Source organism: Clostridium estertheticum (assembly GCF_011065935.2).
Lineage (GTDB): Bacteria > Bacillota > Clostridia > Clostridiales > Clostridiaceae > Clostridium_AD > Clostridium_AD estertheticum_A.
Genome location: NZ_JAAMNH020000001.1, coordinates 2,180,111 through 2,202,768, shown reverse-complemented (window position 1 = coordinate 2,202,768; position 22,658 = coordinate 2,180,111). Strand labels below are relative to the sequence as shown.

The following is a 22,658-nucleotide window of genomic DNA, read 5'->3' as shown; positions in this document are numbered from 1 at the left end:
TCTAGATGTTTAGATTTGTTCAGATTTAAAAAAACCAGTTTTTCTAATGATATCAAAAATTATATTATTTACATCAGCTATATTAACTGTATTATTTGTAGGATGTACTATGCAACCTAAAGCGCCATCGAAAATAACTCCAAATGTAGCAAACAAAGTTTCAATAGTAAGTACTCCAACTGGGATTACAGTATCAATGGCAAGTACTGCCTCTTCTTTTGAAAAGGCTATAAGTAGTAAAGGTACATGGATTATTGCAATAACAAAGAATCTAACTATTGATAAAGATCTTGTGGTTGATGGTGAGTATAAAAGCGGTAATAAAGATGCTAGTGGTAAGGATCTTATAGAACGTAAGATAGATCTATACGGTCAAGACGAAGATAAGAACAGATTCATTCTAACTGCACCGAAATTAACTATTAATAGCCCTCAAACCAGTATAGAATATGGAACTTTCAAAGGTGACCTTTATATTTCATCTATTAACTTTCAGTTAATAGATGCTAAAGTTGATGGAAATGTATACTTTACTACGAATCAAGCTAAATCTACATTCAAAATGGATGCTAAAAGCAAAGTGGCTGGAAAACAGCAATTACTGTTAGTTAAATAATTCCAATTTACTACCATTTAATTTGCCATTAACTAGTCCATTATTATTCCAAATAGTTAACATAATTATAATTATACCATCCTTTGATAAAATATGGATAAAGACTAATAATAAACTTATATTTGACTTAATTTTCATATAAGACTATAATTTATCATAAAATTGATCAAATTAGCTAAAGGAAAGAAGGTATTACTTATGGAAAAAATATCTCCTAAAAGAGAACAGGCTTTTGAGTTATTAAAAAAGTACAATAAGAGCGACAGTTTAATAAAACATGGACTTTCTGTTGAGGCCGTTATGAGACATTTTGCTACACTATACAATGAGGATGTAGAAAAATGGGGCATAGTTGGTCTTCTTCATGATGTTGATTATGAGATGTATCCTGAAGAACACTGTGTTAAAGCAAGAGCTATATTAGAGGCAGAGGGCTATCCAGAGGAGTACATACATGCTGTTCAGAGTCATGGCTTTGGACTGTGCATAGATATAGAACCGATACATAAGATGGAAAATGTTTTGTTTACAATTGATGAACTTACTGGGCTTATTACAGCAACTGCACTCATGAGACCAAGTAAGAGCGTGCTTGATTTAGAAGTAAAGTCAGTTAAAAAGAAATGGAATCAAAAGAGTTTTGCAGCAGGTGTGAATCGAGAGGTTATTCTTTCTGGAGCAGAAAGAATGGGAATGGACATTAGTGAAATACTTAGTGAAGCCATAAAAGGTATGCAGAGTGTTGCAGGTGAAATCGGATTAAAAGGAGAACTATAGAATCTCTTAGCTAAAAAAGTATGCTAATTTAATTTAGCATACTTTTTTATTTCCTGCTTATTTTTCGCCTGTTACATAAATAATTGAAGGTACAGTTCTTTCTCCCAAGCTGTCACAAGGATTGTTTATAACTTCATTATTATAAAACAAGGTAGAAGAAGAACCTCCATCTAAATTAGTAGCATTATAAGCACCATATTTATACAATATATCTTGTGCCTCTTTTAAAGTAGCCCCTAAACTATTTATCTGTCTACCGTCAATAACTAATAATATTATTGCTCCGTCGTTTCTTTGTCCAATACATGTTCTAGGTGCTATGCCCCAACCCCCATCACCGCTATTTATAGCTTTCTTTCCATTAACTATCATTGCCGGACCAAAAGATACTGCCTCGGATACTCCAACTTTTTTCATTTCATTAATGGTATGTTTACCAACTAGTAGCTTTCCAGTTTTAGTTAATGCTACAACTTCTCTTTTCTCATTTTCATTTTTTATATCATTATAAACAATTTTCCCTCCAGACATTATGACTCCTTCTGGGTTCGCTCCAGTTCCTGCCCAAAGGGCTCCAGAAACTTTATCTGTAAACCCACCACCATTAATGGCCGCAATGGCATTATTGTCCTTTGCAATTTTGCTAGTAAGTTCGCCTTCCTTGCCCATCTTACTGCTATAACCGACTTTTATTCTAGTTGGGTCATTAATTACTAAAATATACCCTTTAAATCTTTTACCGGTTACCTCATATCTTTCAATACTATTATCATTTTTATTTTCTACTTTTACAGGAGAATTTATGCCCTCTAAGTTGTCTTGATCTATAGATTCCACCTTTTGCTCGTTCATAATTTGTTTTATTTTTTCATCAGATAAAAATGATGTTACTAGCCATTGTAATGTGAGAGTAGTCATGGCTGCGCCCACTATTGTAGTCTTTACCTTTTTAAATGGACCATAGTAAAGCAAAAATGGTCCTGTAATTGCTGTGAAAGTAAGCTCAAATACTATACATAACAAAACAAGTAAACTTGTACTTCTTTTGGCTTTTGGATATCTTTTTACTTTTATCATATCTCCCACCCTTTTCTTTCTCATCTCAATTATAAACTAATATTAACATAACCTTCAAATATTTTACAAGACTTTATATTATATTTATAGTAATTTTATAAAAAAATAGAAGATTTTCATTTCACGGCGAAAACTGAATAATTGATAAAGAAAAACGAAACCTCCTGGCTTTATTCCGGAAGGTTTTCTTAATATTATTTTACATTTTTAAGTTCTTTAGATATTTCTATAATTCGACTGTCATTATAGGATACTTTCATACTAATACTATTAACATCTATTTGGAGCCTATCAATTTTATCATCGATGATTGTCATATGTTCAGTCTTATCTTTGTATCCATCGAAGAGAGCCTTATCAGTTGGAATGAGTTCACCATCTATCTTTATGCCTATTTTATTAACCTCATTTTCAAGGGCGTCAAGTCTAATTTCAACATTATTAAACCGTTCAGTATGGCTCTTCACCTCACCTTTTGTTTCTTGAACCTCAATATATATCTTTTCTAACAGGTCAAACATTTTATTTTCATCCATGATATCACCTCGCATTTATATTATATCACTATAAACTATAGCGGAATATTTATATTAAAAAATATCATTTTTAATATAGACTAGCAATTTTAAACTTATATATTTTTATTTTACATCCTCTCCAATTTTTTTGCACTTTACATCACTGGTATTAATTAGGTGATGTCGACTTTAAGCCTGCAATTCCTATTATTGCATAATTCCCTCTCCTTTTTATCTTGGACCAGTCCAGCTATTAATTATAACTGGGAAACCCGATAAAACTTAAAATTTTAATGTTGTTAACTTTTTTTATTTGGGTCATCTAATGCTGTGCTTCTTCCAAAATAATATGAAACAACAGATATTACAATAGTCTTAAATTCTTCTGAAAGAGTAGCCTTTTTTTCGAAAATAATAATATAAATTTGGAGACATAGATAAATATATATTAAACCTAATGTAATACTTCTTCTAGTTAAACTTTTTGTATCGCAAGTCTCATGAGTTTTTTTCATATTAATTATGTCCAATATTATAGGAAAAGAAATAATAAGAAATGCTGTAATAATAAAAATACAAAATATTATATAATTAGCCATTATTATAAACACCTCCCCTATGTGCACCCTTACGATATAGATGGTATATATCATAATATTCTAAGAGGGCTTTATAAAACACACATTCTTCACATAAATTATCTGAAATGTTTTGAAAATTGTATGATAGAATATAATTAATAAGTATATATAGATCATAAGCAATTTATTATTTTTATAAATATAAAACACAGTACACAATTATAGGGGTGATACACTTGTCAAAAAAAATATATCTTGTTGAAGATGAAATAAGTTTAAATATGTTGCTTGAAAAATACCTACAACGTGAAGGTTATGAAGTAACTACTTTTTCAGATGGTAATTCTGCACTGGCAAAAATTAAAGATTTGCCTGATCTTTGGATACTAGACATAATGCTTCCAGATATTGATGGTTATCAAATTATTAGTGCTATTAAAGCTAACAATAAAAATACACCTGTGATTTTTATGTCTGCAAGAAATGAAGAGCTTGATCGCGTGGTGGGACTAGAGTTGGGTAGCGATGATTATTTATCAAAACCATTTTTACCTAGGGAGCTTATTATTAGAACAAATAAGCTTTTAGCGAGAATTTCTGGAGTAGATAAAGATGATGCTCTTCAAGCTAGTGCTGACTTAAATTTAGGAGGGTATAGCATCAGTAAGAAACAAAGAACGATTTTTTTAGGTAAAGATGAAGTTATACTAACTAACAAAGAATTTGAATTGATTTATTATTTTATTGAAAACAGAAATAATTTAGTATCTAGAGAGCAAATATTAGATACTGTATGGGGAGATGATTACTTCGGTTCGGATAGAGTAGTTGATGACACCCTACGACGAATTAGAAAAAAAGTAGATAAATTCACTATAGAGACTGTATATGGCTACGGTTATAAATTAGTGTATAAGTCATGAAGAAGCTAAATTTTAAATTTAAATCCCTTACCATGAGGATATGGACTACCTTTACAATCATAATTCTTATAATTATTTTCAGCATTTCATTTTTCTATCTTGTTGCTTTTAAAACCCTAGACGAGAAAGCTAAAATTGAAGACTTAAAAGTATCTCATGATATTTTAATAAAGGATAAGAATTTTACAGCGCCTAATAGATTTGACGAGCTGAAAAATCTAAGAGGCAGCGATTATTATATTTTAAATGTGGATGATAATAATAACAGCAAAATTGTAATTATAAATAAAGGGCGTAGATTACCCCCAAATGCTCCCAATGACCCTAATTCGCCATTTAGCGTAAATGATAAAAATGTTAAGCTATGGATGTCAAGTTTCATTACACCAGGTACTCTTGTTGAAAAACAATTTAAAGAGTCCTATAAAGATATGAAATTTATTTTTATAATAAGCTCAGTTGAATATGAAGATACTGGGAAGTCATATTTAATAACATATATGCCTGAAATGCAAGATAATAATTTGCTTTATATGGTACTCATAATAGGTCTGGTGTTTATAGCTATTGGTTTTTTAACTTCTAAATTAGTTGCAAATTATATTTCGAAACCCCTTAAGGAACTTGAGAATTATACTGTTAGAATAGCCCATAAAGATTGGAAGGAACCTATTAATGTAAAAAACGCAGACGAGATTGGAAGACTTGCAAACTCAATGAATATGATGCAAAGAGAGTTAAAGCGTGCGGATGAAGAGGAGAAAATGTTTTTACAAAGTATATCCCACGATTTAAAAACACCAATAATGGTAATTATGAGCCATGCTGCCGCAATTATGGATGGTGTTTATGTTGAGTCAGTAGAGAAAAACGCTGAGATAATAAGAGATGAGGCTATAAGTCTCGAAAGAAAAGTTAAGCAGATGTTATATTTGAATACTCTTGATTATGTTTTAAAAAATAACATTGAGGATATTGAAATTAACTTGCATCGTCTAATCTTCCATATCATAAATAGATTTAAAGTAATTAATAATAATATTCAATGGGATTTAGGGATTGAAGAAGCTCTTATAATTGGAAACGTAGATAAAATACAGGTTTCTATTGAAAATATCTTGGATAATAGTCTTAGATATGCTAAAGAAAAAATTTCCGTAACCCTAAAAAAAGATGGAAATTTTGCAGTGATAGAGATCTATAACGACGGACCTAATATTCCTGAGGCGCATCTATGTTACATTTTTGATAATTTCTACAAAGACAAGACTGGCAATTTTGGTCTTGGCCTCGCTATTAGTAAAAAAATTATAAAATTTTATAATGGAGAAATAGAGGCTATAAATAGAGATGTGGGTGTTAGTTTTTTAATTAAATATCGGTTATAAATAAAAAGCAATCAACTCAATAGCTGATTGCTTTTTATTTATTGCAAGCTTTTTATTTGGATTAATTTTTCCGTTAGTGTTTGGCCACTAATGTCTCCGGTATACATTCTGTATAGTTAACTGCTCTTCCAGTAATAACAGAATTAGGTACGGTGGATATTCTTGTTTTTGATAAAATTGCATAATCACCGGCTGTACCAAGATTTACTGGATTGATCCTTGCAAGTGGAGTTCCACTTGCAAGATTAGAATAAGTACTTTCCAAAACTGTATTCGTTGCAGTGGTTTTAAAATAATATAATATACCATTTGTTAGTCCTTGGACATTATAATTTGCCATAGGAGTAGAGGCAATTAAATTATATGTTAAATCGTCTATTGATTGATATACATTATAATAAGTAGCTCCTGTAACTGGTGACCAAGTTAAATTTATTTGCGAATCTTCAGCAGTTGCAACAATCATTGCTGGTGCTGTAAGCCCTATTATTTCTGGCGCTGCTGTCGCTGTTGGTGAAACAGCAACTACTAAACTAAATGAAAATAGTAACATGCTTATAGTTAATAAATATGTCGATACTTTTTTAATTGATAAGCTTTTCATAGTTTTCCCCCATTTCTTTCTTTATTTTCTATAATTTAATTATACTTCTAATTAAAGTTTCCTAAAAGGGACTAATTTACTCTTCTTATAGGGACAAAAGTCATAAAAAAATAGGGACCTAAGCCCCTACATAACATCTTTTAAATAACTGGCTTTTAAAGTACTACAAAATAATAATAGTTACCTTAATTTTATATAAATGAAAATTCTATGGATGCAGCTTCTATTATTTCATGCAGAATCTGCATCCATAAAAAATCTATTTTTTCCTATCACATAAAGTTCACATAATTATTACACATTGATGCCACAATTGACTATTATAATTTCATTATAGGAAAACATTAAAAAATAAAAGTTTAATGATATTATGAGAGCCCTTGAAGAAGCTATGAAACCCAATAGATTAAGTAAATATAAATAAATTTAAGGAGAAAAAATATGAGTATTTCATCAATATTATCAACATCCAACGTGGTAACAAATAATAGCAGTGATATAAGTCAACTTAAGCTACAGGAATCAACGCTCAAATCACAGTTGAGCCAAATTAGTTCAAGTATTGATGATGAAAAGATAAAACAAGTGAAAATACAAGTAATCGCGGCTAAAATACAACAAATTCAAGCACAAATTCAGCAACTACAAACAACCAAAACAGGCCAATTACCTACTGAAAAGGTAGAACCTTCAAAAGATGTTGCTAGAAATTCAAATATAACTAAAGTGAATTCAATAAATCCTAATAATATAATTGAACTCTTTGCTTAAACATCTGAAAGATAATAAAATGATAAGCAGATTTAAATCAACTGGTATGAAAATGGTCTAACATTAGTATGAATCTGCTTTTATTACAAAAGCATGTTCATACTCACTTTTGTCCCAATATGATGTTATCATATATCCCCTAAAATCCGTTTTATTTTCTTCGTAAAATGAACTAAGTAGAGAAGCCATATTTTTTTGGACTGTAAAGCTATATTTGCCATTTTCCACTGTATATGGAACTTCTACTGTTAATTTATCTGGATTCAAATGCTCTCCATTTGCATTTAGAAGACTATCTTTTATAGATATTTTATTTGGCGGATTATCCCCAAAATCCAGAATAACCACGGAACCAATTTTAATATATTTAATATCCACTGAAGCATTTTCCTCAAATGCAAATTTAAATATATCATTCTTATAATTTGACGAACCATTAGCAGTATCTTTTAATGTAATGCAATTAATTTTTTCTTTATCTATCGTAACTCTTATGCTTGGTATTTTATCATTCTTCACACACCCAAATATGCCTATAAAAATCATTGTTAAAAGCATAATAATAAAAACTTTTTTGATCACATTTAACCCCCTATATTGTTTTATACTGCCCTTTTATAGCCACCTATCTAACTGAGTACAATCCTCTAATTCTTTTAAATTGATTTTTTAGCCTCTTTAAGCAAAAGCCAATCAACCATATATATCCATTATACATTTCTTTCAATTTAATTGCTAACTTTAAACTTATGTAAATAGCAAAAGTAGGATTTCTCATCCCATGTTCACAGAACTATTATTTATGAATCATCTTTGCAAATAAAGCTACCATTCCAGATGTAATAAGCGGTCCTACAGGCACCCCTCCTAAAAAAGCTGCAGCAGCAACTGCTCCTATTATCATGGCAGGCATAATATCACTATGTCCCTGAACAGTAAGATAATTCAATCCCTGTCCGCTTAAATATGTTGTTAAAAATGAAAGAACTAGAGCTGTTATACCTATCCAGGATGTAAATACATTTTTTATATTCTCTACTGTAATTCGACCATTTGCAATAGGTATCATTATGGCAGCTATAAGAAATATAAGTCCACCTGTAATTCCACTTTTTTCTATAAAGGGATATACATATCTGTCCAAACCTAAGAGTTTTAGCATAAGTAAGACACATGTAGCAATAGCCACTGAATTCGCCTTGCCAAATATGGCAGCAGCAAGAATCAACAATAAAATAATATTAGAACTCAAAACAAATCATCTCCTGAATATATTACTTAATATATTTTTGAAAAATTATCCACTTGAAATATTCTATTCAAAATGTACTATTTTAATTCGATTATATTTTGTGAAATAATAGTGAAATATCCAGTGTATGAATACCCACAAAAAAAATAACATACTAATTATAATGTTATTTATAATTAGTATGTTAAATATCTTAATATTTAATTAAAAGCACATCGAAAATGAATCCGTTGAATTAATATGTGCCTATGTTATTATTCACTATTATTGTATAAGTTTTAAAGTATTTAAAATATTTAATATTTTAATACTTAAATCAGTTAACTCCGTATTTTTAGCTGTTAAGTCTACTATTACATTATCAAATCTAGCTTGTAATTTTTCAAAATATGTTTTCTCAACTACAGGCACTGGTACTATAACTGGAGCACCATCAATTACCGGTTCTACTACAGGAGTAACCACAACTACTGGTTCTACTACTGGCACTGGTGTAACAACTACAGGTACTGGGGTTACAACAAGTACTGGCGTTATAACTGCATCAACTTGAGCTTGGACATCTGCAGGTATAACTGCCTTAGCAGCTTCAATTCTCGTAAGCTCAGCTTTTATTGCTTCTTTATTTGTATTAATAGCTGTTTGTAAAACTTTATTATCTACTTCAAGTTTTTTTATTGCTACTTTTTTTACTTCTAATGCAGCTTTCTGTTCTACAGTAAGTTCTACTTTTATATCTTTACATTTTTCTTTTATATCTTTACATTTGTTTTTATTTTCATGATTTTTAGCGAATTTTTCATTCCATTCTTTATTTTTTGCATCTTTAGAAGCTACTTTTGAATCACTTAATTTTACATTGTTTTTATGATTTTCAATGAATTTTGCATCCCATTCTTGTGTTTTCACTGTTTTACATTCAATTTTATGTTCTACCGAATTTGTTTTTGCATCTCTTCCTTGAGCATAAACTCCTGTAGGTACAGCTATTGCTAGTGTTAAAGCAGTTACGAATAAACTCAATTTTACATTTTTCATATAAATTACCCCTTTTCAAAATTATTTGAATTGATTGTATTTATGTGTATGGATCATATGGTGTCTTGTCCATGAATTGAGCTAGCTTTGTGTTTACTTTTTATGTCTTCAAATGCACTTACAACATGCTTTTATTAGCACCACATACTATCGAAGTAAAAAGTTATACTTACTAAAAAACAATATACCATATATTTAATATAAATCCTTCTTTGTCCATGTTATCATGTTTTTGGTTATGGTACAAGCATTATTTAGATATTTGAATGTAAATGTAAATTTGATTCAATAAATTACAATAATAGTATGATTGTTTAGAGATATTCTTATATATTACCGCGATAAAATCCACATCAATGTTATAACTTAACTTTGATGTGGATTTTCTTTAGTAAGTACAAGTTGTATTTTTTTTATGTTAAATTCAGGACCTGTAATTAAATCTCGATGTATATCTAATAGAATTTTATTGCTATAATCTTTTACATTTTTTATTATTAAATCTCGTGAAGTTTGATATGATTGGTCATATTCTATAGGCGCATTACACCTGATAAAACTACTTTTCAGACCCTCCTTAAGGAGCTTATCATTGATTAAAGCAGCAATGTCAGTCACTTTTAATCCTGAAGCATACGCCTCATCAGGATGACTATTATAAATTACTATGTCAGTTGAAAATGTTACTATAGGCTTTTCGCTATTACTTGATGATTCTTTTATATTAGTAGCTTGTGCATCATTTGCTGTATTGTTAACTTCACTTTTAGAAGTTGTCACTGGTGTTTCTACTTTTAATGTTGTAGCCCTGGCAATACTTTTATCTGAGTTTAGGTTTGAAGTGTTTAGTACAATGCCTATGCCACCTATAATAATTACAACCAAAACTCCTAATAATATGCCCTTAATATTTACCTTCTTATACTTTGAAATCATAATAACCCTCCTTTTTATTTCCGAAGTATTCATAACCATTGAAGTAGTACCCATAAGTCTATTACTATTTCCACCTAATTCCAGCACCCTAATTATTGCTTTTCCATATTGCAGGTTTTCACCTTGACCTAAATGTAAAATCACTTGACCATCACAGGAAAATTCACAGTCGTGTCTCATTTTATAAAAGCCATAGATCAAAATTGGATTAAACCAGTAAGCCACCGACAATATTGTAATAGCCCAATTTATAAACATATCCTTGTTTTTCAGATGGGTTAATTCGTGCATTATAATATACTTAAATTCTTCATCACAAATATTAACTGCAACCTTCATTGGAATTAATATATGTGGCTTAATTAACCCACATAATGAAGGACTACTTATCTTATAAGAATATGATAGAACTACCTCAGTTCTTATATTCATAACTTTCATGCAATTATATAGAATTTCTTTATGTGTGCTATTAATCTCTTTTGTAGAAGCTTTAACAATTCCTCTAAGTTCTTTATGTCCTTCAACTAATATGCCAATTAATAATAGGACTCCAAACATCCATATAAAACAGATCACTTTTTCAATATTAATTTTGCTTTTTAAAGGTATGTCCATAGCTTTATTAATTTCACTTTTATTCGAAGGCAGATAAGTACTTTCAGATTTTGAATCTCCTAAATTTGCATTTTCAAATCTTACGGAAGAACTAATTTGTGTCTTTTCACTTGTGGTAGTTTGCTTATAAAAATTTTCATATAGATTATTAATATTAAAAGAAGTTTGCGGGCCAAAAGGAACGGTTAATTTTATGAGAAGTATCAACCATATATAATAGTGAAAGGTAGAATTCAATTTATTTCTAAATATGCCTTTAATAATTAATATCATTAGTACAATTATGCTACCCATTATAGAGGAAGGTACAATCACCCCAAAAATATTCAATAAATCCATACGCATCAACCTTCCGTTTTACTTGATTGGTTTAATATATTTTTGAGTTCCTCTATGTCCTTTTCAGATATTTCTTTTGACTCTGCAAAGGTTAAGAGCATCGATTTAATAGAGCCATTGAATACCCTATCAATAAAAGACTTACTTTCTGTTTTTATACATTCATCTTCTGATACCAAAGGAAAATATAGGTACTCATGCATAGGCTATGTATCCGATGAAAATCAATATTTTTCATCTTTCAAAGTAAAAGAACTCTTAAAATTTTATAAGAAAACCTATAATGATTTTTCCCAGGAAAGATTTGACGAACTTAATAAAAAATTTAAGATTCCACTAGAGCGAAGAGTACGAGAACTCTCCAAAGGCATGAAGATGAAAGCAGTTAAGATAACCGGGCTCTTTTTTCTACCATACCTACCCTAATGTTTTCTCTAAGTTTAATTTCTAGCTTAACTTCCACAAATTTTATAAGTCTTGCTGAGATCCATTGGCATTGTAATATATCCCTCACCAGAGTTCTAATAATTAGTAACAGTAAAGCAAATCCAAAGTGACAAGCATTACAAAAAATATAGACTTGCCAAATGGCACGTCTATTATGCTACCTTTATAAATAATAAAAGAAGAATGTAATCTATATTGTGAATGTTTGAGTTAATAAAAGGGTGAAAATTAGAATTTCAAATATACCTCCAGCTCTGTAAATAATAATTTTAAAATCACCAACCCCTAATTCATTAATCATGAAAATACTTCTAATAGTGTTTCTCATTTTGAAGACTCTTACAGGGCAAATAATCATAAATAAACCCAAAATCAAGCCTATAGCACAAAGAATTCGAGCAAGCAGCATAAATATAATCCTCCTTAATATTTACTATATATATTAGACGTAAATATGGAGAAAAAGTTTCAATGAAAAATAAATAAATATAGACCTATCAAAGACAAGTCTATAAAACTCGATTTCCCATGCATCTTAAATTTATCGTGATTTAATATTATTGAACCATTCAATCGTTGCTTTTCCATGCTCTTTAGGAATCTTATTACTAACTTGTTCATGTAGCCATCCTAAAGTCTTATTGTTCAAATATTGTCTCATCCGATCTTCCGCTTCTAACATTACAACTTTTATTAAGCAAGGACATTTTGTATATGTATCAGGTAAATTATTTTTATCAAGCAATATCTCATTTTGCCTAATCTCCGCACATTGAAATAATGGGGTCGTCCCTTCTACTGCTTCAACTATATTCCAAAAGGTTATGCTTTCTGGAATACGCGCTAACTCATATCCCCCATTAACACCTGGAATTGACTTCACAATCCCTGCTTTCCTTAATTTTGTATATACTTTTGATAAATAGGTTTCTGAGACACCTTGGAATGCCGCTAAATCTTTAATTCCAACAGCCCTTCCTGATGGAATATCTACCATATATAATAAACAATGTAACGCATACTCTACTCCTATTGAAAATTGCAATACAATCAACCTCCTAAATAATAAAATATCCTTCCACATAATACTTCACTACTTTTTTATTATTCAATATTAACTATCTAATTACAGATAATATTTATCCTTAATACAATTATTATATATTGACTTTTTGAAAAAGTCTATATATAATAATTGTAGACAGTATTTATCGACGATATACGTTATCTGTAATTGTCACGTATTGTTTAGTAAAATTTTTAGGAGGAAAAGTTCAATGCTTACAGAAAAATTTTTTGATGTATTAAAAAATGAAGGTGTAGTTTCAATAGTATCATGGGGGATAGATGAACCACATGTGGTTAACACTTGGAACTCATTTTTAGTTGTAACATCTGATGAAAGAATTTTAGTTCCTGCATATGCAATGCGTAAAACAGAAAAAAATGTAAATCAAAATAATAAAGTAAAGATTGCTTTAGGTAGTAAAGAAGTTTCGGGTTATAAAGATTACCCGGGAACAGGCTTCGTAATTGAAGGTACTGCAAAATACCTTGAATCAGGTTCAGAATTTGATATGATGAAAGAAAAGTTCTCTTTTTTAACTAGAGTGCTCGAAATAACAGTTACATCAGCAAAGCAAATGCTTTAATTATTGTATTTTCTTAACTAATTTAACCCATTTGAAATTTCAAGTGTTCATTAATGGAGATCACTTTAATGAACACTAAGTAAAAAAATAAAAAGCCCAAGTGATGAACCATTTAAGAACATTACGAAATAAGGCATTAATATCCTAACTGTTTTCCTACAATAATTACCTTTATCCTGTCTTTAATAAATTGCCCTCTAATAATTGTAAAATCATTGCATATCCTGTTAGGGCTTTTACAGTCTACACAGTAACCCAAAGTAGTACATGGAGTATTTTTATTTAATCTTTTTGCGTCAATTGGAGCCGAGTAATTTCTAACTCTTTTTTCTGCTTCTTCTATATCTTTAACAATTTTATTCATTCCAGCTACTAAAATAACCTGTTTAGGCCCATACATCATTGGTGCGACTCTACTTCCATTACCATCAATATTATAAAGTTCTCCACTTTCAGTTAAAGCATTTGTACTACATATAAAAGTATCAGCAGAAAAGTTTTGTATATATATTTGTTTTCTTTCTTTACTTATGATACCTTCTCTATACTTATCCAAAAAAGTATAGTTTTCCTCGCGAAGAAAATCTATAACACCTGTTTCAAAGAGAGTCATAGAATCACCAACACCTACTACAGAATTTTCAGCTATAAGTTCTTTCAAAAGTTCTTTTACTCCTTATTATCTTTAACAAAGAAGCCTTCCATGTTGCGTTTTCTTAAATTAATTATGGTTCTATCAATTTGCTTTTCTATATACCACAAAACATCATTATCCATATAATTATACATCCTTTCCAATTTCATCATCTTTATAAAATAACTTTGATATTTTACTTTACTTTATTTTACTTGTAGTAACTAAAAATTTTAAATTTATAGCTATAACTACATATATAGCAACAAGAACAATAACCCCTATTTTCCATATAAATACCTTCTTTAAAAGTATATAGACTAATGTTTCGTCCTATATGAATATTATGACTCAACTAAAGGAATAACAATTGCTCCACATGATTTTTGATAAAACTCAATTGAACTTGCATTTCCGATTATACAAGTTTTAAAACCAAGTTTTTTCATATCAATTAAACAGGCATTTAATAATGCTTGACCAATTTTTACATCTCTATAATTTCTTAAAACTCCCAAAGGTCCGAAATATCCCTTTCTCTGTTTAGAAATATTGTATCCCGCAAATCCTACTGGTTTATCATCTATTATGGCTATATAAATTGGCATATCATTCAGAGCAAGACCGTACTGTATTGTCTTAGCCCATCTATCATAGAAATTTTTTAGCACAAATTCACTAAGAGCATCCTTGTCATTTTCAGTAACTTTTCTTATAGTCACTCCTTCTATATCGTTGATAGTAAATTGCTTATTTAAATCAACAATCATGTCCTTAGAGGATGCTGTTACGGAAAGTATTATATCTTTATCAACTTTAGATAAGTATTGCTTGGTTGCCTTATCATCAGAATTAAATATGGCTCGTAATATATGACTATCGTTAACATATATTTGGCCATGTTCTTCGTAAAGTTCTGATATTTTTTTTGCATCAAATAGAATATTTTTAGTTAATAAAGATATATTTATTAATGATGAATTATTAGTTTTAAGTGCTACATATTCATTACAAGCATTTTTTAACTCTATTGAGTCAAAAATGCTATTTATTATTCCAGCATCTACTTGGTAGATAGATTTTAATTCATTATTGAGGTTATAGTCCATTTTTAATGCACCTAAGAATATATGTATAGGATGAATTGAATTACATTTATATTCCATGGCATATATACCTGCATATTCAATTAAACTATATGCTCTTGGACTAAACCTAATATTTTCGAGCATCATTTTGTCCACCCCCTAAATGACTTATAATTATATTTTATTAACATTTATATAATCACTCTTAATTATTCAATAGTAATATGCATTAATATATCCATTATCAATGTAAGCAGAGTTTCTCAATAGTGCCTCTTGCATAAACCGCGATTTTTAATTCTATAGATATTATATTAAGATATGATAAGTTACAAAGACCTTATCGAGCTAATTATTAAATTAGCAGATGACTTTGCAAAGTCATCGGTAAATTTCTTTGCATCTTTCAAGTCTATGTTAGATGGATTACCGCAATAGCCTAATGGAGTCACTTCTCTGCCCTCAGAACCAAAAATTCTGTTATTGTATATATTCACTACTCGGATAGTCCATAAGACGGAGGTATGACGAACTTTATAAATATTATGAAGTATTTGTTACAGCCTATTAAGGTCTATTAAACATAAAAGTATAACAATCTTCTTCGTTAAATCCACACTTCAAATACAAATCTTTTGCATTTTTTGTCCAAAGAACTTTATTTGTGTCTTTTAATCTTGGATGATTATTTATAAAACCAATAAGTTTTGTTGCTAAGCCTATCCCTCTATATTTTTCATCAATAATCACATCTAATATTAAACTATAAACAGCGTAATCGCTCACAACTCTTGCAAATCCAATTTGCACATCATTGTGATAGATAGAAAAACAAAGTGAAGTCTCAATTGTCTTTTCAATTACGCCAATAGGTCGATTTTTAGCCCAATGCGACTGTCTTAATAGATTGCAAAGTTCATTTAAATTAATTTTTTTATCATCATCAGTAAATAAATATTCATCTTGATGTATTTCCATCTTATAAACTCCTTTTTAAATTTGCAAAACCTTTTAGTATACATATCTTTTTTTGCTAATAAGACATATTAATCTTCTACCTTCTATTTTTTACGTCCATTTATATAATAATATTTGCTATCTTGTTTTTCATTGTCTATAACACAATAATCAATATGCCGTACCCTTTCTATATCAAAATTGTGAAATAAGTCTAAAATATCGTCACTATTAGCATAAAAATGTGGTACATCTTTATCTGGTCCATCTTCTTTATTTAATACTGTATTCTCATCTATTTGGGGATACCCCGCTTTAGCAAACTCCCAAGACTCTTTAGAACACATTGAAGTATACACTTCTCCACCTTGCTTTAATACTCTCTCTATTTCACTTATAACCTTTTTTGTACCCGATGTATCAGTATGAGAAATAGAATGATAAGCAATTACACAGTCAAAAGAATTATCTGCATAAGGTAAAGAAATCATATCTCCAAGTTTAATATCAATATCTAAATTTTCTTTTTTAGCCCATTCTTTTAAATGATTCACTCCGTAATCTGATATATCTATTGCCGATACTTTAAAACCTTTTTGCGCAAAAAATATAGAGTGCCGTCCTAATCCAGCACCCAAATCTAAAACCTTTTTAAAGCCTAACTCTAACCACTTGTTAGCCAGATAATAAACATCATCAGTTGGTGTTAACCAAGGCGATTGATTTGCTTTTTCCCATTCCCAACCTTTTGAATCTACCATTTAAATATCCCCCATTCAAAAATTAATTATAATAATTAATGTTTTATACCATTCAAGTTAATTCGTCATATTTTATAAGTTTGACATATATCTGAGAAATGTCTTCAGATATCGCTGATATCACCTACACCTATCAAGTTTTACATTTTTTTACTTCCTATTATAATTCCATCATACCAATCAAATATTTAACTGTTCTTTACCATTCAAAATAATGTCAGCTAAGATCTCTGCATTTTTATAATAATAAGTAAAAACTTCATCTCTTTCTTTAAAGTATATGCTCGGATACTTCTACGATTTAATATACATGACATTACCGATTTCATTTTAACACTCCTTTTCATATGTAAATTTTCTGTAGATTTTACTCCTTATGTTATTATATAGTGTTTTACGATTTCGAATCATTGTTACCATTATATAACATAACAGTAAAGATTGGAACAGCCCAATCTTTACTGCACCATATTATCCTAGTTTGTAGTAATCAAAAACGCCACAAACTTTTATTGTTTGTGACGCCTAATAAGAACATTGAAAATCAACTGAACAAATGATTTTTTTTATAAAGGCAGATATTATAAATACTCTACAGGATTATCTAAAATTTCTTGAATTTTATTAAAGTATTGCCCAACATGTATGCCATCTACTAGTGAGTGATGTACTTGAACAGATAGTGGTAACTTTATCTTTCCATTTTCCTCAAAGTATTTACCCGGATATAAAAGATTATATATATTGGCATATGGTAAATGTAAGCACTAAATATTTACAGGATTACATTGGTTCCTTCACTTACATTAGGAATTGGAGAGTAACCAATGGTAATTATCCATCATCTATGAAAGATACAGAACAGATATTTATTGATATACTCAAAACCAAAGTAAAATATACTGTTGCTCACATCAATAAAAAAGAACTTGTATTACCAATACCTTCAACAAGGTACATAGGCATTTTAAAAGCTCAACCAGAAAAAATACGGATAGCAACAAGTAATAAATATTTCAAGTTTGACGAAGAAGATGGTGTTAAAAGTTTTAACAGAAGAGAATATCTTCTTGACCAACCGAAATCAAAATTATATGCAATCTGTAAAAATCACGATATGAAAAAATACAAAAAGCTCGCCTTATATAGTCTTGTAAGTTCCATATTAAAATTACCTGATATTGAAAACATTGTATATGAATTAATTATTTCAGACAGGCATTATAAGATAGCTAATGAGGATTTAGAGGCTATTAAAAGCAATGCTTTTAAAACTTAAATACACCCTATAGAAGTAATTGATTTAAGCCGAGATTGTAGAAAAATGCTGAGTAGGATTATTTATGTTTTATGTAGCAGACATAAAGTTATCTGCTATTATTTTGTGAATAAATAAATGCAATATATACTTTACATTAAGAAATATATATAGTATACTATGTAATGTAAGGAGGTAATATATGAAAAATAAACGAATGAAAATTGCTCGTATTGAATGTGATATGAAACAAGAGGATTTAGCAAAAGCTGTGGCTGTTACACGCCAAACGATTGGACTGATTGAATCAGGAAATTATAACCCTTCACTAAATCTTTGTATTTCAATATGCGAAACACTTGGCAAAACATTAAATGATTTATTTTGGGAGGAAAAACATGAAAAAAAACTTAATACATGATGAGCGGGCTGTGGCTCAAAAACGTAAAATTGGCAATGAAGTTTGCAATCTATTGCTCGGTGGACTGGGTATATCCTTATTTATTAAGGAATATGTTTTCAACGTACCTTTTTCACAATGCGTAACAGAGGTTATATGCTTATTTGGAGCTTTCATATATATTGTAATTAGGAACATCATAGCAGGGAATGATTTGTGTGAAACAAAAAATAGCGGTAAAAAATCAGTTGTATTAATAAGCCTTGTGGGTGGCTTAGCAACATGTGTAATTTCAGGAATCGCAAATTACGCAAGATATGGCGAAAAATATACAGACGGCATATTCTTTATGATAACTTTGGCAATGCTATTTGTTTCTGGAACAGTTGTAACATTCTTGATATACTCGCCTATATATAAGCTAAATCAAAAGAGGCAGAAAAAAATTGCAGAAGAATTAGATAAAGAAGAAAGCGATATAAAATAGTAATAAAATCATGATAGAGATTTAATTCATAGTCAAAATAATACTCATTCTTCATATAAAGCGGTGCAACTACTAAAACCGAATAATTCATAAAACACCGTAATATTCATAACTGAATTTACGGTGTTTTTATGTCGTACTTCAAATAAATTATGAAATTTAAAATAGTATTGATTTTTATATTAATGCTATTTTCCTCTGTTTGAATTTATTATTTTTCGCAACGAGACAAAGTCTAAATTTAGATATATTTAGCGTTAAATTAATCACATTTCCTTATTATATAAGGCTTTTACAATACCACTCTAACTGGACTATATAATAGTTAGCGCTATTGCCAAACCTAAAATAACCCATACAGTATTAATTTTATTTAACACATAATGGCTGGTTACATCAACTTGCATAGGAATTGTATCGTATGCCTCAAAATAATTATAATCTATTCTTTATAACTTATTATTATATCCTCCAATTAAATAAATAATTATACTTCGCTTTTAAATACAAGTATTCATTAATGGGAATCGCTTTAATGAACACTTTTAGTATTAAAAAGCTTTTGCTTTTTTACATTTTGAAGCAAAGTATAAATATATGATTTTTTTATTTATCTTCCTTATTTTCTAATTTGTTTAGAATAATATCTATCTTTTTATCCATCTCTTTATTTCTATTAATAAAACTTTTAAAGCCTTGTATTGCTTTATATATCACTACTATGATTGCAAATAATAGTACAAAGTTAATAACTGTAAACATAATTGTGGCATAACTAGTTTTCATATGAATCATCCTTCCTCTTTATTTATAGTTTGGGCATATTATATTACAAGTGTTCATTAATAATATTTTTTTGATAGGAGCTCTTATTTATTTCAAAAATATCATGCACCATATCTTTCTCCAACATTTAAAGTTCATATAAAAAAAGAATGCATACCATATTTAAGTAATATGCCTCGCATTCTAATGTTATTTTATTGTTTACTCATTAAGTAAGGAAATAAAAAAATACCAGAAACTATAAGCATTGTAATAATACCTGCTATTCTCCGCGACATGAAATAAGTATTAGTTGGCTCTTTTGTTGCCTTCCAGCTTTCAAAGGTTTTCCACAGCATTTTCGGAATTATAGCATTTAATAACCCGTAAAAAAATATAAAACCTAAAAAAATAGTTGGAATTATTGTAATCACCTTTGGCATAAATTTTCTCCTCTCATTCTATACCATATAAATTACTTTCTCTTTAAAATACGATTGCAATTCAACATTCTTAATATAAATCAATACTACCATTTTATAACATAATAGTAAAGATTAAATATGACTCATCCTTTACATTTTCCTAATGTGTAGCAAATAAAAACTCCACAAATAGTAGCATTAACCGGAGTGTCTACCGTTATAAGGACAAAATATCGAGCAATCTGTGCCTGACAAAGATGGTTATTTAGGTGGTAACGAAACTTTGCATTTCGTCCTTTTGTAGGATGAAGTGTTTTTATTTTTTTGTGGCTAAATAACAATATGGGTACCCTTTGGAGATCAATCTTTAAAACCAGAAAAATTTAGATCTTCAATAGATAACCTAAGAGTAATTGCCAAAATACAAGGTAGAATAATTTAAATTATGAAAGCTGTTGAGAAATCAACAGCTTTTTAATTTTAAAAACAAAAAGTTGTAACCAAATGTCTAAATATTTCAGTTACATTTTTATTGTATATAGTTTATAATAAAAATATAAAACTAAAAGGGGGTTTTATTTTGTTATCAAAAAAATTGGTTTCTTTAGTTGTTGTTTCATCATTATTATTCTCAGGTTTTGTATTTCCTGTACATGCTAAGGGGAATGAAAGCAATCCACCAGGTTTTGAAAAGGGAAAATTATCAAAACAATTGTCAAAGGACATGAAAGGTGTACATCAATTCTTTAAAGAAAATAACATTATAATTGAAGATTCTGTGAATCAATTAGCAGAATTAAAATCAAGTGATGACAGCTTGGGTTTTAAACATATTAAAACTCAACAAATGGTAAAAGGTATTCCAGTCTATGGTAATGAGTATATCATTCACTTTAATCAAAATGGTGAAGTATACGCTATAAATGGTAAATATGATGTTAATGCAAAAGATGCTAAAATAAATAAAGGAAATTTTATAGGTGAAACTAAAGCTCTTGAGATTGCAAAAGCACAAGTTACATTTGATGAACTTGAAGCACCCCCAACCACCAAACTTTACTTATACAATATAAATGATGAATATGTTCCAGTTTATTTAGTTTCATTAAGTTTCCTATCCCCAACACCAGGTTATTGGAACTTCTTTGTAAATGCTGAAGATGGAACTATAATAAAACAAGTCAATAAAATATCTAATGTTGCTACTACAGGAACAGGACTCGGCGTACTTGGCGATACCAAAACATTAAACCTTAACACGGCTACTGTAAAAGGAAAGACTCAATATCAATTAGTAGACACTACAAAAGGTGCTCTTATAACTACTTTTACTGCTGCTAATGGCACTAGAACACCTGGGACTACTGTTTTTTCAACTACAAACACAATTAATGATAAAGCAGCTGTAGATGCACATGCTTATGCAGGAGTTGTATATGATTATTATAAATCTAAATTCAATAGAAATAGTCTTGATGGATTAGGTATGGGAATTAAATCTACAGTTCACTACTCTAGAAGTTATGTAAATGCTTTTTGGAATGGAACTCAAATGATTTATGGGGACGGTGATGGCGTTCAGGCTGTTGCATTATCTGGTGCTTTAGATGTAGTGGGTCATGAAATGACCCATGCCGTAGATGAAAATGAAGCAAATCTCATATATGAATTTCAATCTGGAGCATTAAATGAATCTTTGTCAGATACTTTTGGTGCATTCATTGAATGTTATGGACAAGCTAGTAAATTTGATTGGCTAATGGGTGAAGATATTTGGACACCTAATATAGCTGGCGATGCATTAAGAGACATGTCCAATCCTGCTAAATATGGAGATCCAGATAATATGAGTAAATTTGTAGTTTCTCCTAATACTCAAGCGGGAGATTGGGGTGGTGTTCATACAAATAGTGGAATTCCAAACAAAGCTTGTTATCTTATAGCTTCTAATCCAAATGTAGGTATAAATAAAGCGGAACAAATTTATTACAGAGCTTTAGCTAACTATTTAATTTCTGCTTCTAACTTCCACGATGCAAGAGTTGCACTTGTTCAATCTGCAACAGATCTTTACGGTGCAAGCGGATCAGAAGTTGCTGCGATAAATGCAGCTTGGGATGCTGTCGGCGTAAACTAAAAAATAAGTAACCCTATTAATATAGGGTTACTTATTTTTTTGTTACCTTAAATACCTATGTTTATACATTGTGTACTGATGTAACATTAAATCCTTTAGAATCTGGATCCTCTGTATTCATTGTACTTATTATTCCAAACACCGCGACTGCTACAACTAATATAATACAACAAAACATATTTCTTAAAGACTTTTTATTCATAATTAAT

28 protein-coding genes and 1 pseudogene are annotated in these 22,658 nt (G+C 29.6%); 10 read left to right on the top strand and 19 right to left on the bottom strand.

The features are described 5' to 3' along the window. Positions 1 to 46: 46 nt before the first annotated feature. Both G9F72_RS10215 and G9F72_RS10210 read left to right on the top strand, forming a co-directional pair. Positions 47 to 616, top strand: coding sequence for a hypothetical protein (locus tag G9F72_RS10215; protein ID WP_224676059.1), 570 nt, complete (start codon positions 47 to 49; stop codon positions 614 to 616). 198 nt (positions 617 to 814) lie between these two features. Next, entirely contained in the window at positions 815 to 1,393 is a 579-nt protein-coding gene (locus G9F72_RS10210) for an HDIG domain-containing metalloprotein (RefSeq protein ID WP_164956320.1), read from the top strand. A 57-nt stretch (positions 1,394 to 1,450) separates the two neighbouring features. On the opposite strand, the gene G9F72_RS10205 is transcribed toward G9F72_RS10210, so the two are convergent. From G9F72_RS10205 to G9F72_RS10195, 3 genes are all read right to left on the bottom strand, one after another. Continuing rightward, complete coding sequence (locus G9F72_RS10205; protein WP_164956319.1) at positions 1,451 to 2,470, bottom strand: phosphodiester glycosidase family protein; 1,020 nt, start codon at positions 2,468 to 2,470, stop codon at positions 1,451 to 1,453. Positions 2,471 to 2,664: 194 nt separating this feature from the next. Beyond that, positions 2,665 to 3,021 (bottom strand): hypothetical protein, encoded by a 357-nt coding sequence (locus G9F72_RS10200; protein WP_224676058.1) that lies wholly within the window; start codon positions 3,019 to 3,021, stop codon positions 2,665 to 2,667. Between the two features lie 266 nt (positions 3,022 to 3,287). After that, positions 3,288 to 3,587: a hypothetical protein gene (locus tag G9F72_RS10195; RefSeq protein WP_164956317.1), complete on the bottom strand. Its 300-nt coding sequence runs from the start codon at positions 3,585 to 3,587 to the stop codon at positions 3,288 to 3,290. Positions 3,588 to 3,805: 218 nt separating this feature from the next. Here G9F72_RS10195 and G9F72_RS10190 point away from each other — a divergent pair, with 218 nt between their 5' ends. Both G9F72_RS10190 and G9F72_RS10185 read left to right on the top strand, forming a co-directional pair. Then, positions 3,806 to 4,492, top strand: coding sequence for a response regulator transcription factor (locus tag G9F72_RS10190; RefSeq protein WP_164956316.1), 687 nt, complete (start codon positions 3,806 to 3,808; stop codon positions 4,490 to 4,492). Continuing rightward, positions 4,489 to 5,880, top strand: coding sequence for a sensor histidine kinase (locus G9F72_RS10185; RefSeq protein ID WP_164956315.1), 1,392 nt, complete (start codon positions 4,489 to 4,491; stop codon positions 5,878 to 5,880). Before G9F72_RS10190 ends, G9F72_RS10185 begins: the two co-directional genes overlap by 4 nt. 73 nt (positions 5,881 to 5,953) lie before the next feature. Here the strand turns inward: G9F72_RS10185 and G9F72_RS10180 are convergent, their stop codons facing one another. Then, on the bottom strand, positions 5,954 to 6,484 hold the full coding sequence (locus G9F72_RS10180) for a GH85 family endohexosaminidase C-terminal domain-containing protein (protein WP_164956314.1): 531 nt from the start codon (positions 6,482 to 6,484) through the stop codon (positions 5,954 to 5,956). A gap of 441 nt (positions 6,485 to 6,925) precedes the next feature. On the opposite strand from G9F72_RS10180, the gene G9F72_RS10175 reads away from it, so the two are divergent. Continuing rightward, positions 6,926 to 7,255: a FlxA-like family protein gene (locus G9F72_RS10175; protein ID WP_164956313.1), complete on the top strand. Its 330-nt coding sequence runs from the start codon at positions 6,926 to 6,928 to the stop codon at positions 7,253 to 7,255. A gap of 63 nt (positions 7,256 to 7,318) precedes the next feature. Here G9F72_RS10175 and G9F72_RS10170 read toward each other — a convergent pair whose 3' ends face one another. The 7 genes from G9F72_RS10170 to G9F72_RS10140 all read right to left on the bottom strand — a co-directional run bounded on the left by G9F72_RS10170 (position 7,319) and on the right by G9F72_RS10140 (position 12,930). Further along, entirely contained in the window at positions 7,319 to 7,837 is a 519-nt protein-coding gene (locus tag G9F72_RS10170; RefSeq protein WP_164956312.1) for a hypothetical protein, read from the bottom strand. A gap of 214 nt (positions 7,838 to 8,051) precedes the next feature. Further along, positions 8,052 to 8,507 (bottom strand): DUF441 domain-containing protein, encoded by a 456-nt coding sequence (locus tag G9F72_RS10165; protein WP_164956311.1) that lies wholly within the window; start codon positions 8,505 to 8,507, stop codon positions 8,052 to 8,054. A gap of 264 nt (positions 8,508 to 8,771) precedes the next feature. Beyond that, positions 8,772 to 9,545 carry a hypothetical protein gene (locus tag G9F72_RS10160; RefSeq protein ID WP_164956310.1) on the bottom strand — a complete coding sequence of 258 codons (774 nt, stop codon included), beginning with the start codon at positions 9,543 to 9,545 and terminating at the stop codon, positions 8,772 to 8,774. Between the two features lie 366 nt (positions 9,546 to 9,911). Next, positions 9,912 to 11,438, bottom strand: a complete 1,527-nt coding sequence (locus G9F72_RS10155; protein ID WP_164956309.1) for a M56 family metallopeptidase — start codon at positions 11,436 to 11,438, stop codon at positions 9,912 to 9,914. 5 nt (positions 11,439 to 11,443) lie between these two features. After that, the gene (locus tag G9F72_RS10150) at positions 11,444 to 11,641 is read right to left on the bottom strand and encodes a BlaI/MecI/CopY family transcriptional regulator (RefSeq protein WP_164956308.1); all 198 of its coding nucleotides are present in this window, start codon (positions 11,639 to 11,641) and stop codon (positions 11,444 to 11,446) included. 434 nt (positions 11,642 to 12,075) lie between these two features. Next, complete coding sequence (locus tag G9F72_RS10145) at positions 12,076 to 12,294, bottom strand: hypothetical protein (RefSeq protein ID WP_164956307.1); 219 nt, start codon at positions 12,292 to 12,294, stop codon at positions 12,076 to 12,078. 132 nt (positions 12,295 to 12,426) lie between these two features. Further along, positions 12,427 to 12,930, bottom strand: a complete 504-nt coding sequence (locus G9F72_RS10140) for an RrF2 family transcriptional regulator (RefSeq protein ID WP_164956306.1) — start codon at positions 12,928 to 12,930, stop codon at positions 12,427 to 12,429. Positions 12,931 to 13,162: 232 nt separating this feature from the next. Between G9F72_RS10140 and G9F72_RS10135 the strand changes: the two genes are divergently transcribed. Further along, positions 13,163 to 13,537, top strand: coding sequence for a pyridoxamine 5'-phosphate oxidase family protein (locus G9F72_RS10135; protein WP_164956305.1), 375 nt, complete (start codon positions 13,163 to 13,165; stop codon positions 13,535 to 13,537). Positions 13,538 to 13,673: 136 nt separating this feature from the next. Here G9F72_RS10135 and G9F72_RS10130 read toward each other — a convergent pair. The 5 genes and pseudogenes from G9F72_RS10130 to G9F72_RS10110 form a co-directional block, all read right to left on the bottom strand. Continuing rightward, positions 13,674 to 14,314, bottom strand: a pseudogene (locus G9F72_RS10130) (lactate utilization protein). A 201-nt stretch (positions 14,315 to 14,515) separates the two neighbouring features. After that, positions 14,516 to 15,406 carry a GNAT family N-acetyltransferase gene (locus G9F72_RS10125; protein WP_164956304.1) on the bottom strand — a complete coding sequence of 297 codons (891 nt, stop codon included), beginning with the start codon at positions 15,404 to 15,406 and terminating at the stop codon, positions 14,516 to 14,518. 420 nt (positions 15,407 to 15,826) lie between these two features. Then, positions 15,827 to 16,237 (bottom strand): GNAT family N-acetyltransferase, encoded by a 411-nt coding sequence (locus G9F72_RS10120; RefSeq protein WP_164956303.1) that lies wholly within the window; start codon positions 16,235 to 16,237, stop codon positions 15,827 to 15,829. An 83-nt stretch (positions 16,238 to 16,320) separates the two neighbouring features. Further along, positions 16,321 to 16,977: a class I SAM-dependent methyltransferase gene (locus G9F72_RS10115; RefSeq protein ID WP_164956302.1), complete on the bottom strand. Its 657-nt coding sequence runs from the start codon at positions 16,975 to 16,977 to the stop codon at positions 16,321 to 16,323. Between the two features lie 581 nt (positions 16,978 to 17,558). Continuing rightward, a complete protein-coding gene (locus G9F72_RS10110) occupies positions 17,559 to 17,672 on the bottom strand; it encodes a CatA-like O-acetyltransferase (RefSeq protein WP_411955953.1) in 114 nt (37 codons plus the stop codon). Between G9F72_RS10110 and G9F72_RS10105 the strand changes: the two genes are divergently transcribed. The 3 genes from G9F72_RS10105 to G9F72_RS10095 all read left to right on the top strand — a co-directional run bounded on the left by G9F72_RS10105 (position 17,636) and on the right by G9F72_RS10095 (position 19,122). Next, positions 17,636 to 18,256 (top strand): hypothetical protein, encoded by a 621-nt coding sequence (locus G9F72_RS10105; RefSeq protein ID WP_224676057.1) that lies wholly within the window; start codon positions 17,636 to 17,638, stop codon positions 18,254 to 18,256. The two genes, G9F72_RS10110 and G9F72_RS10105, sit on opposite strands and share 37 nt — an antisense overlap. Before the next feature lie 181 nt (positions 18,257 to 18,437). After that, entirely contained in the window at positions 18,438 to 18,656 is a 219-nt protein-coding gene (locus tag G9F72_RS10100; protein WP_164956301.1) for a helix-turn-helix transcriptional regulator, read from the top strand. Continuing rightward, a complete protein-coding gene (locus G9F72_RS10095) occupies positions 18,634 to 19,122 on the top strand; it encodes a DUF6773 family protein (RefSeq protein ID WP_164956300.1) in 489 nt (162 codons plus the stop codon). The genes G9F72_RS10100 and G9F72_RS10095 overlap by 23 nt, the downstream gene beginning before the upstream one ends. A 606-nt stretch (positions 19,123 to 19,728) precedes the next feature. Here G9F72_RS10095 and G9F72_RS10090 read toward each other — a convergent pair. Both G9F72_RS10090 and G9F72_RS10085 read right to left on the bottom strand, forming a co-directional pair. Then, entirely contained in the window at positions 19,729 to 19,908 is a 180-nt protein-coding gene (locus G9F72_RS10090; protein ID WP_164956299.1) for a hypothetical protein, read from the bottom strand. Between the two features lie 194 nt (positions 19,909 to 20,102). Continuing rightward, entirely contained in the window at positions 20,103 to 20,330 is a 228-nt protein-coding gene (locus G9F72_RS10085; RefSeq protein ID WP_164956298.1) for a DUF6199 family natural product biosynthesis protein, read from the bottom strand. Between the two features lie 562 nt (positions 20,331 to 20,892). Between G9F72_RS10085 and G9F72_RS10080 the strand changes: the two genes are divergently transcribed. Beyond that, the gene (locus tag G9F72_RS10080) at positions 20,893 to 22,449 is read left to right on the top strand and encodes a M4 family metallopeptidase (RefSeq protein WP_164956297.1); all 1,557 of its coding nucleotides are present in this window, start codon (positions 20,893 to 20,895) and stop codon (positions 22,447 to 22,449) included. Between the two features lie 61 nt (positions 22,450 to 22,510). On the opposite strand, the gene G9F72_RS10075 is transcribed toward G9F72_RS10080, so the two are convergent. Further along, positions 22,511 to 22,651 carry a hypothetical protein gene (locus G9F72_RS10075; RefSeq protein ID WP_164956296.1) on the bottom strand — a complete coding sequence of 47 codons (141 nt, stop codon included), beginning with the start codon at positions 22,649 to 22,651 and terminating at the stop codon, positions 22,511 to 22,513. Positions 22,652 to 22,658 lie beyond the last annotated feature (7 nt).

Coding starts and splice junctions, on each gene's coding strand:
- G9F72_RS10215 (WP_224676059.1), top strand. CDS start 47: ATGATATCAAAAATTATATTATTTACATCAGCTATATTAACTGTATTA.
- G9F72_RS10210 (WP_164956320.1), top strand. CDS start 815: ATGGAAAAAATATCTCCTAAAAGAGAACAGGCTTTTGAGTTATTAAAA.
- G9F72_RS10205 (WP_164956319.1), bottom strand. CDS start 2,470: ATGATAAAAGTAAAAAGATATCCAAAAGCCAAAAGAAGTACAAGTTTA.
- G9F72_RS10200 (WP_224676058.1), bottom strand. CDS start 3,021: ATGCGAGGTGATATCATGGATGAAAATAAAATGTTTGACCTGTTAGAA.
- G9F72_RS10195 (WP_164956317.1), bottom strand. CDS start 3,587: ATGGCTAATTATATAATATTTTGTATTTTTATTATTACAGCATTTCTT.
- G9F72_RS10185 (WP_164956315.1), top strand. CDS start 4,489: ATGAAGAAGCTAAATTTTAAATTTAAATCCCTTACCATGAGGATATGG.
- G9F72_RS10180 (WP_164956314.1), bottom strand. CDS start 6,484: ATGAAAAGCTTATCAATTAAAAAAGTATCGACATATTTATTAACTATA.
- G9F72_RS10175 (WP_164956313.1), top strand. CDS start 6,926: ATGAGTATTTCATCAATATTATCAACATCCAACGTGGTAACAAATAAT.
- G9F72_RS10160 (WP_164956310.1), bottom strand. CDS start 9,545: ATGAAAAATGTAAAATTGAGTTTATTCGTAACTGCTTTAACACTAGCA.
- G9F72_RS10155 (WP_164956309.1), bottom strand. CDS start 11,438: ATGGATTTATTGAATATTTTTGGGGTGATTGTACCTTCCTCTATAATG.
- G9F72_RS10150 (WP_164956308.1), bottom strand. CDS start 11,641: ATGCATGAGTACCTATATTTTCCTTTGGTATCAGAAGATGAATGTATA.
- G9F72_RS10145 (WP_164956307.1), bottom strand. CDS start 12,294: ATGCTGCTTGCTCGAATTCTTTGTGCTATAGGCTTGATTTTGGGTTTA.
- G9F72_RS10135 (WP_164956305.1), top strand. CDS start 13,163: ATGCTTACAGAAAAATTTTTTGATGTATTAAAAAATGAAGGTGTAGTT.
- G9F72_RS10125 (WP_164956304.1), bottom strand. CDS start 15,406: ATGATGCTCGAAAATATTAGGTTTAGTCCAAGAGCATATAGTTTAATT.
- G9F72_RS10120 (WP_164956303.1), bottom strand. CDS start 16,237: ATGGAAATACATCAAGATGAATATTTATTTACTGATGATGATAAAAAA.
- G9F72_RS10115 (WP_164956302.1), bottom strand. CDS start 16,977: ATGGTAGATTCAAAAGGTTGGGAATGGGAAAAAGCAAATCAATCGCCT.
- G9F72_RS10100 (WP_164956301.1), top strand. CDS start 18,438: ATGAAAAATAAACGAATGAAAATTGCTCGTATTGAATGTGATATGAAA.
- G9F72_RS10095 (WP_164956300.1), top strand. CDS start 18,634: ATGAAAAAAAACTTAATACATGATGAGCGGGCTGTGGCTCAAAAACGT.
- G9F72_RS10090 (WP_164956299.1), bottom strand. CDS start 19,908: ATGAAAACTAGTTATGCCACAATTATGTTTACAGTTATTAACTTTGTA.
- G9F72_RS10085 (WP_164956298.1), bottom strand. CDS start 20,330: ATGCCAAAGGTGATTACAATAATTCCAACTATTTTTTTAGGTTTTATA.
- G9F72_RS10075 (WP_164956296.1), bottom strand. CDS start 22,651: ATGAATAAAAAGTCTTTAAGAAATATGTTTTGTTGTATTATATTAGTT.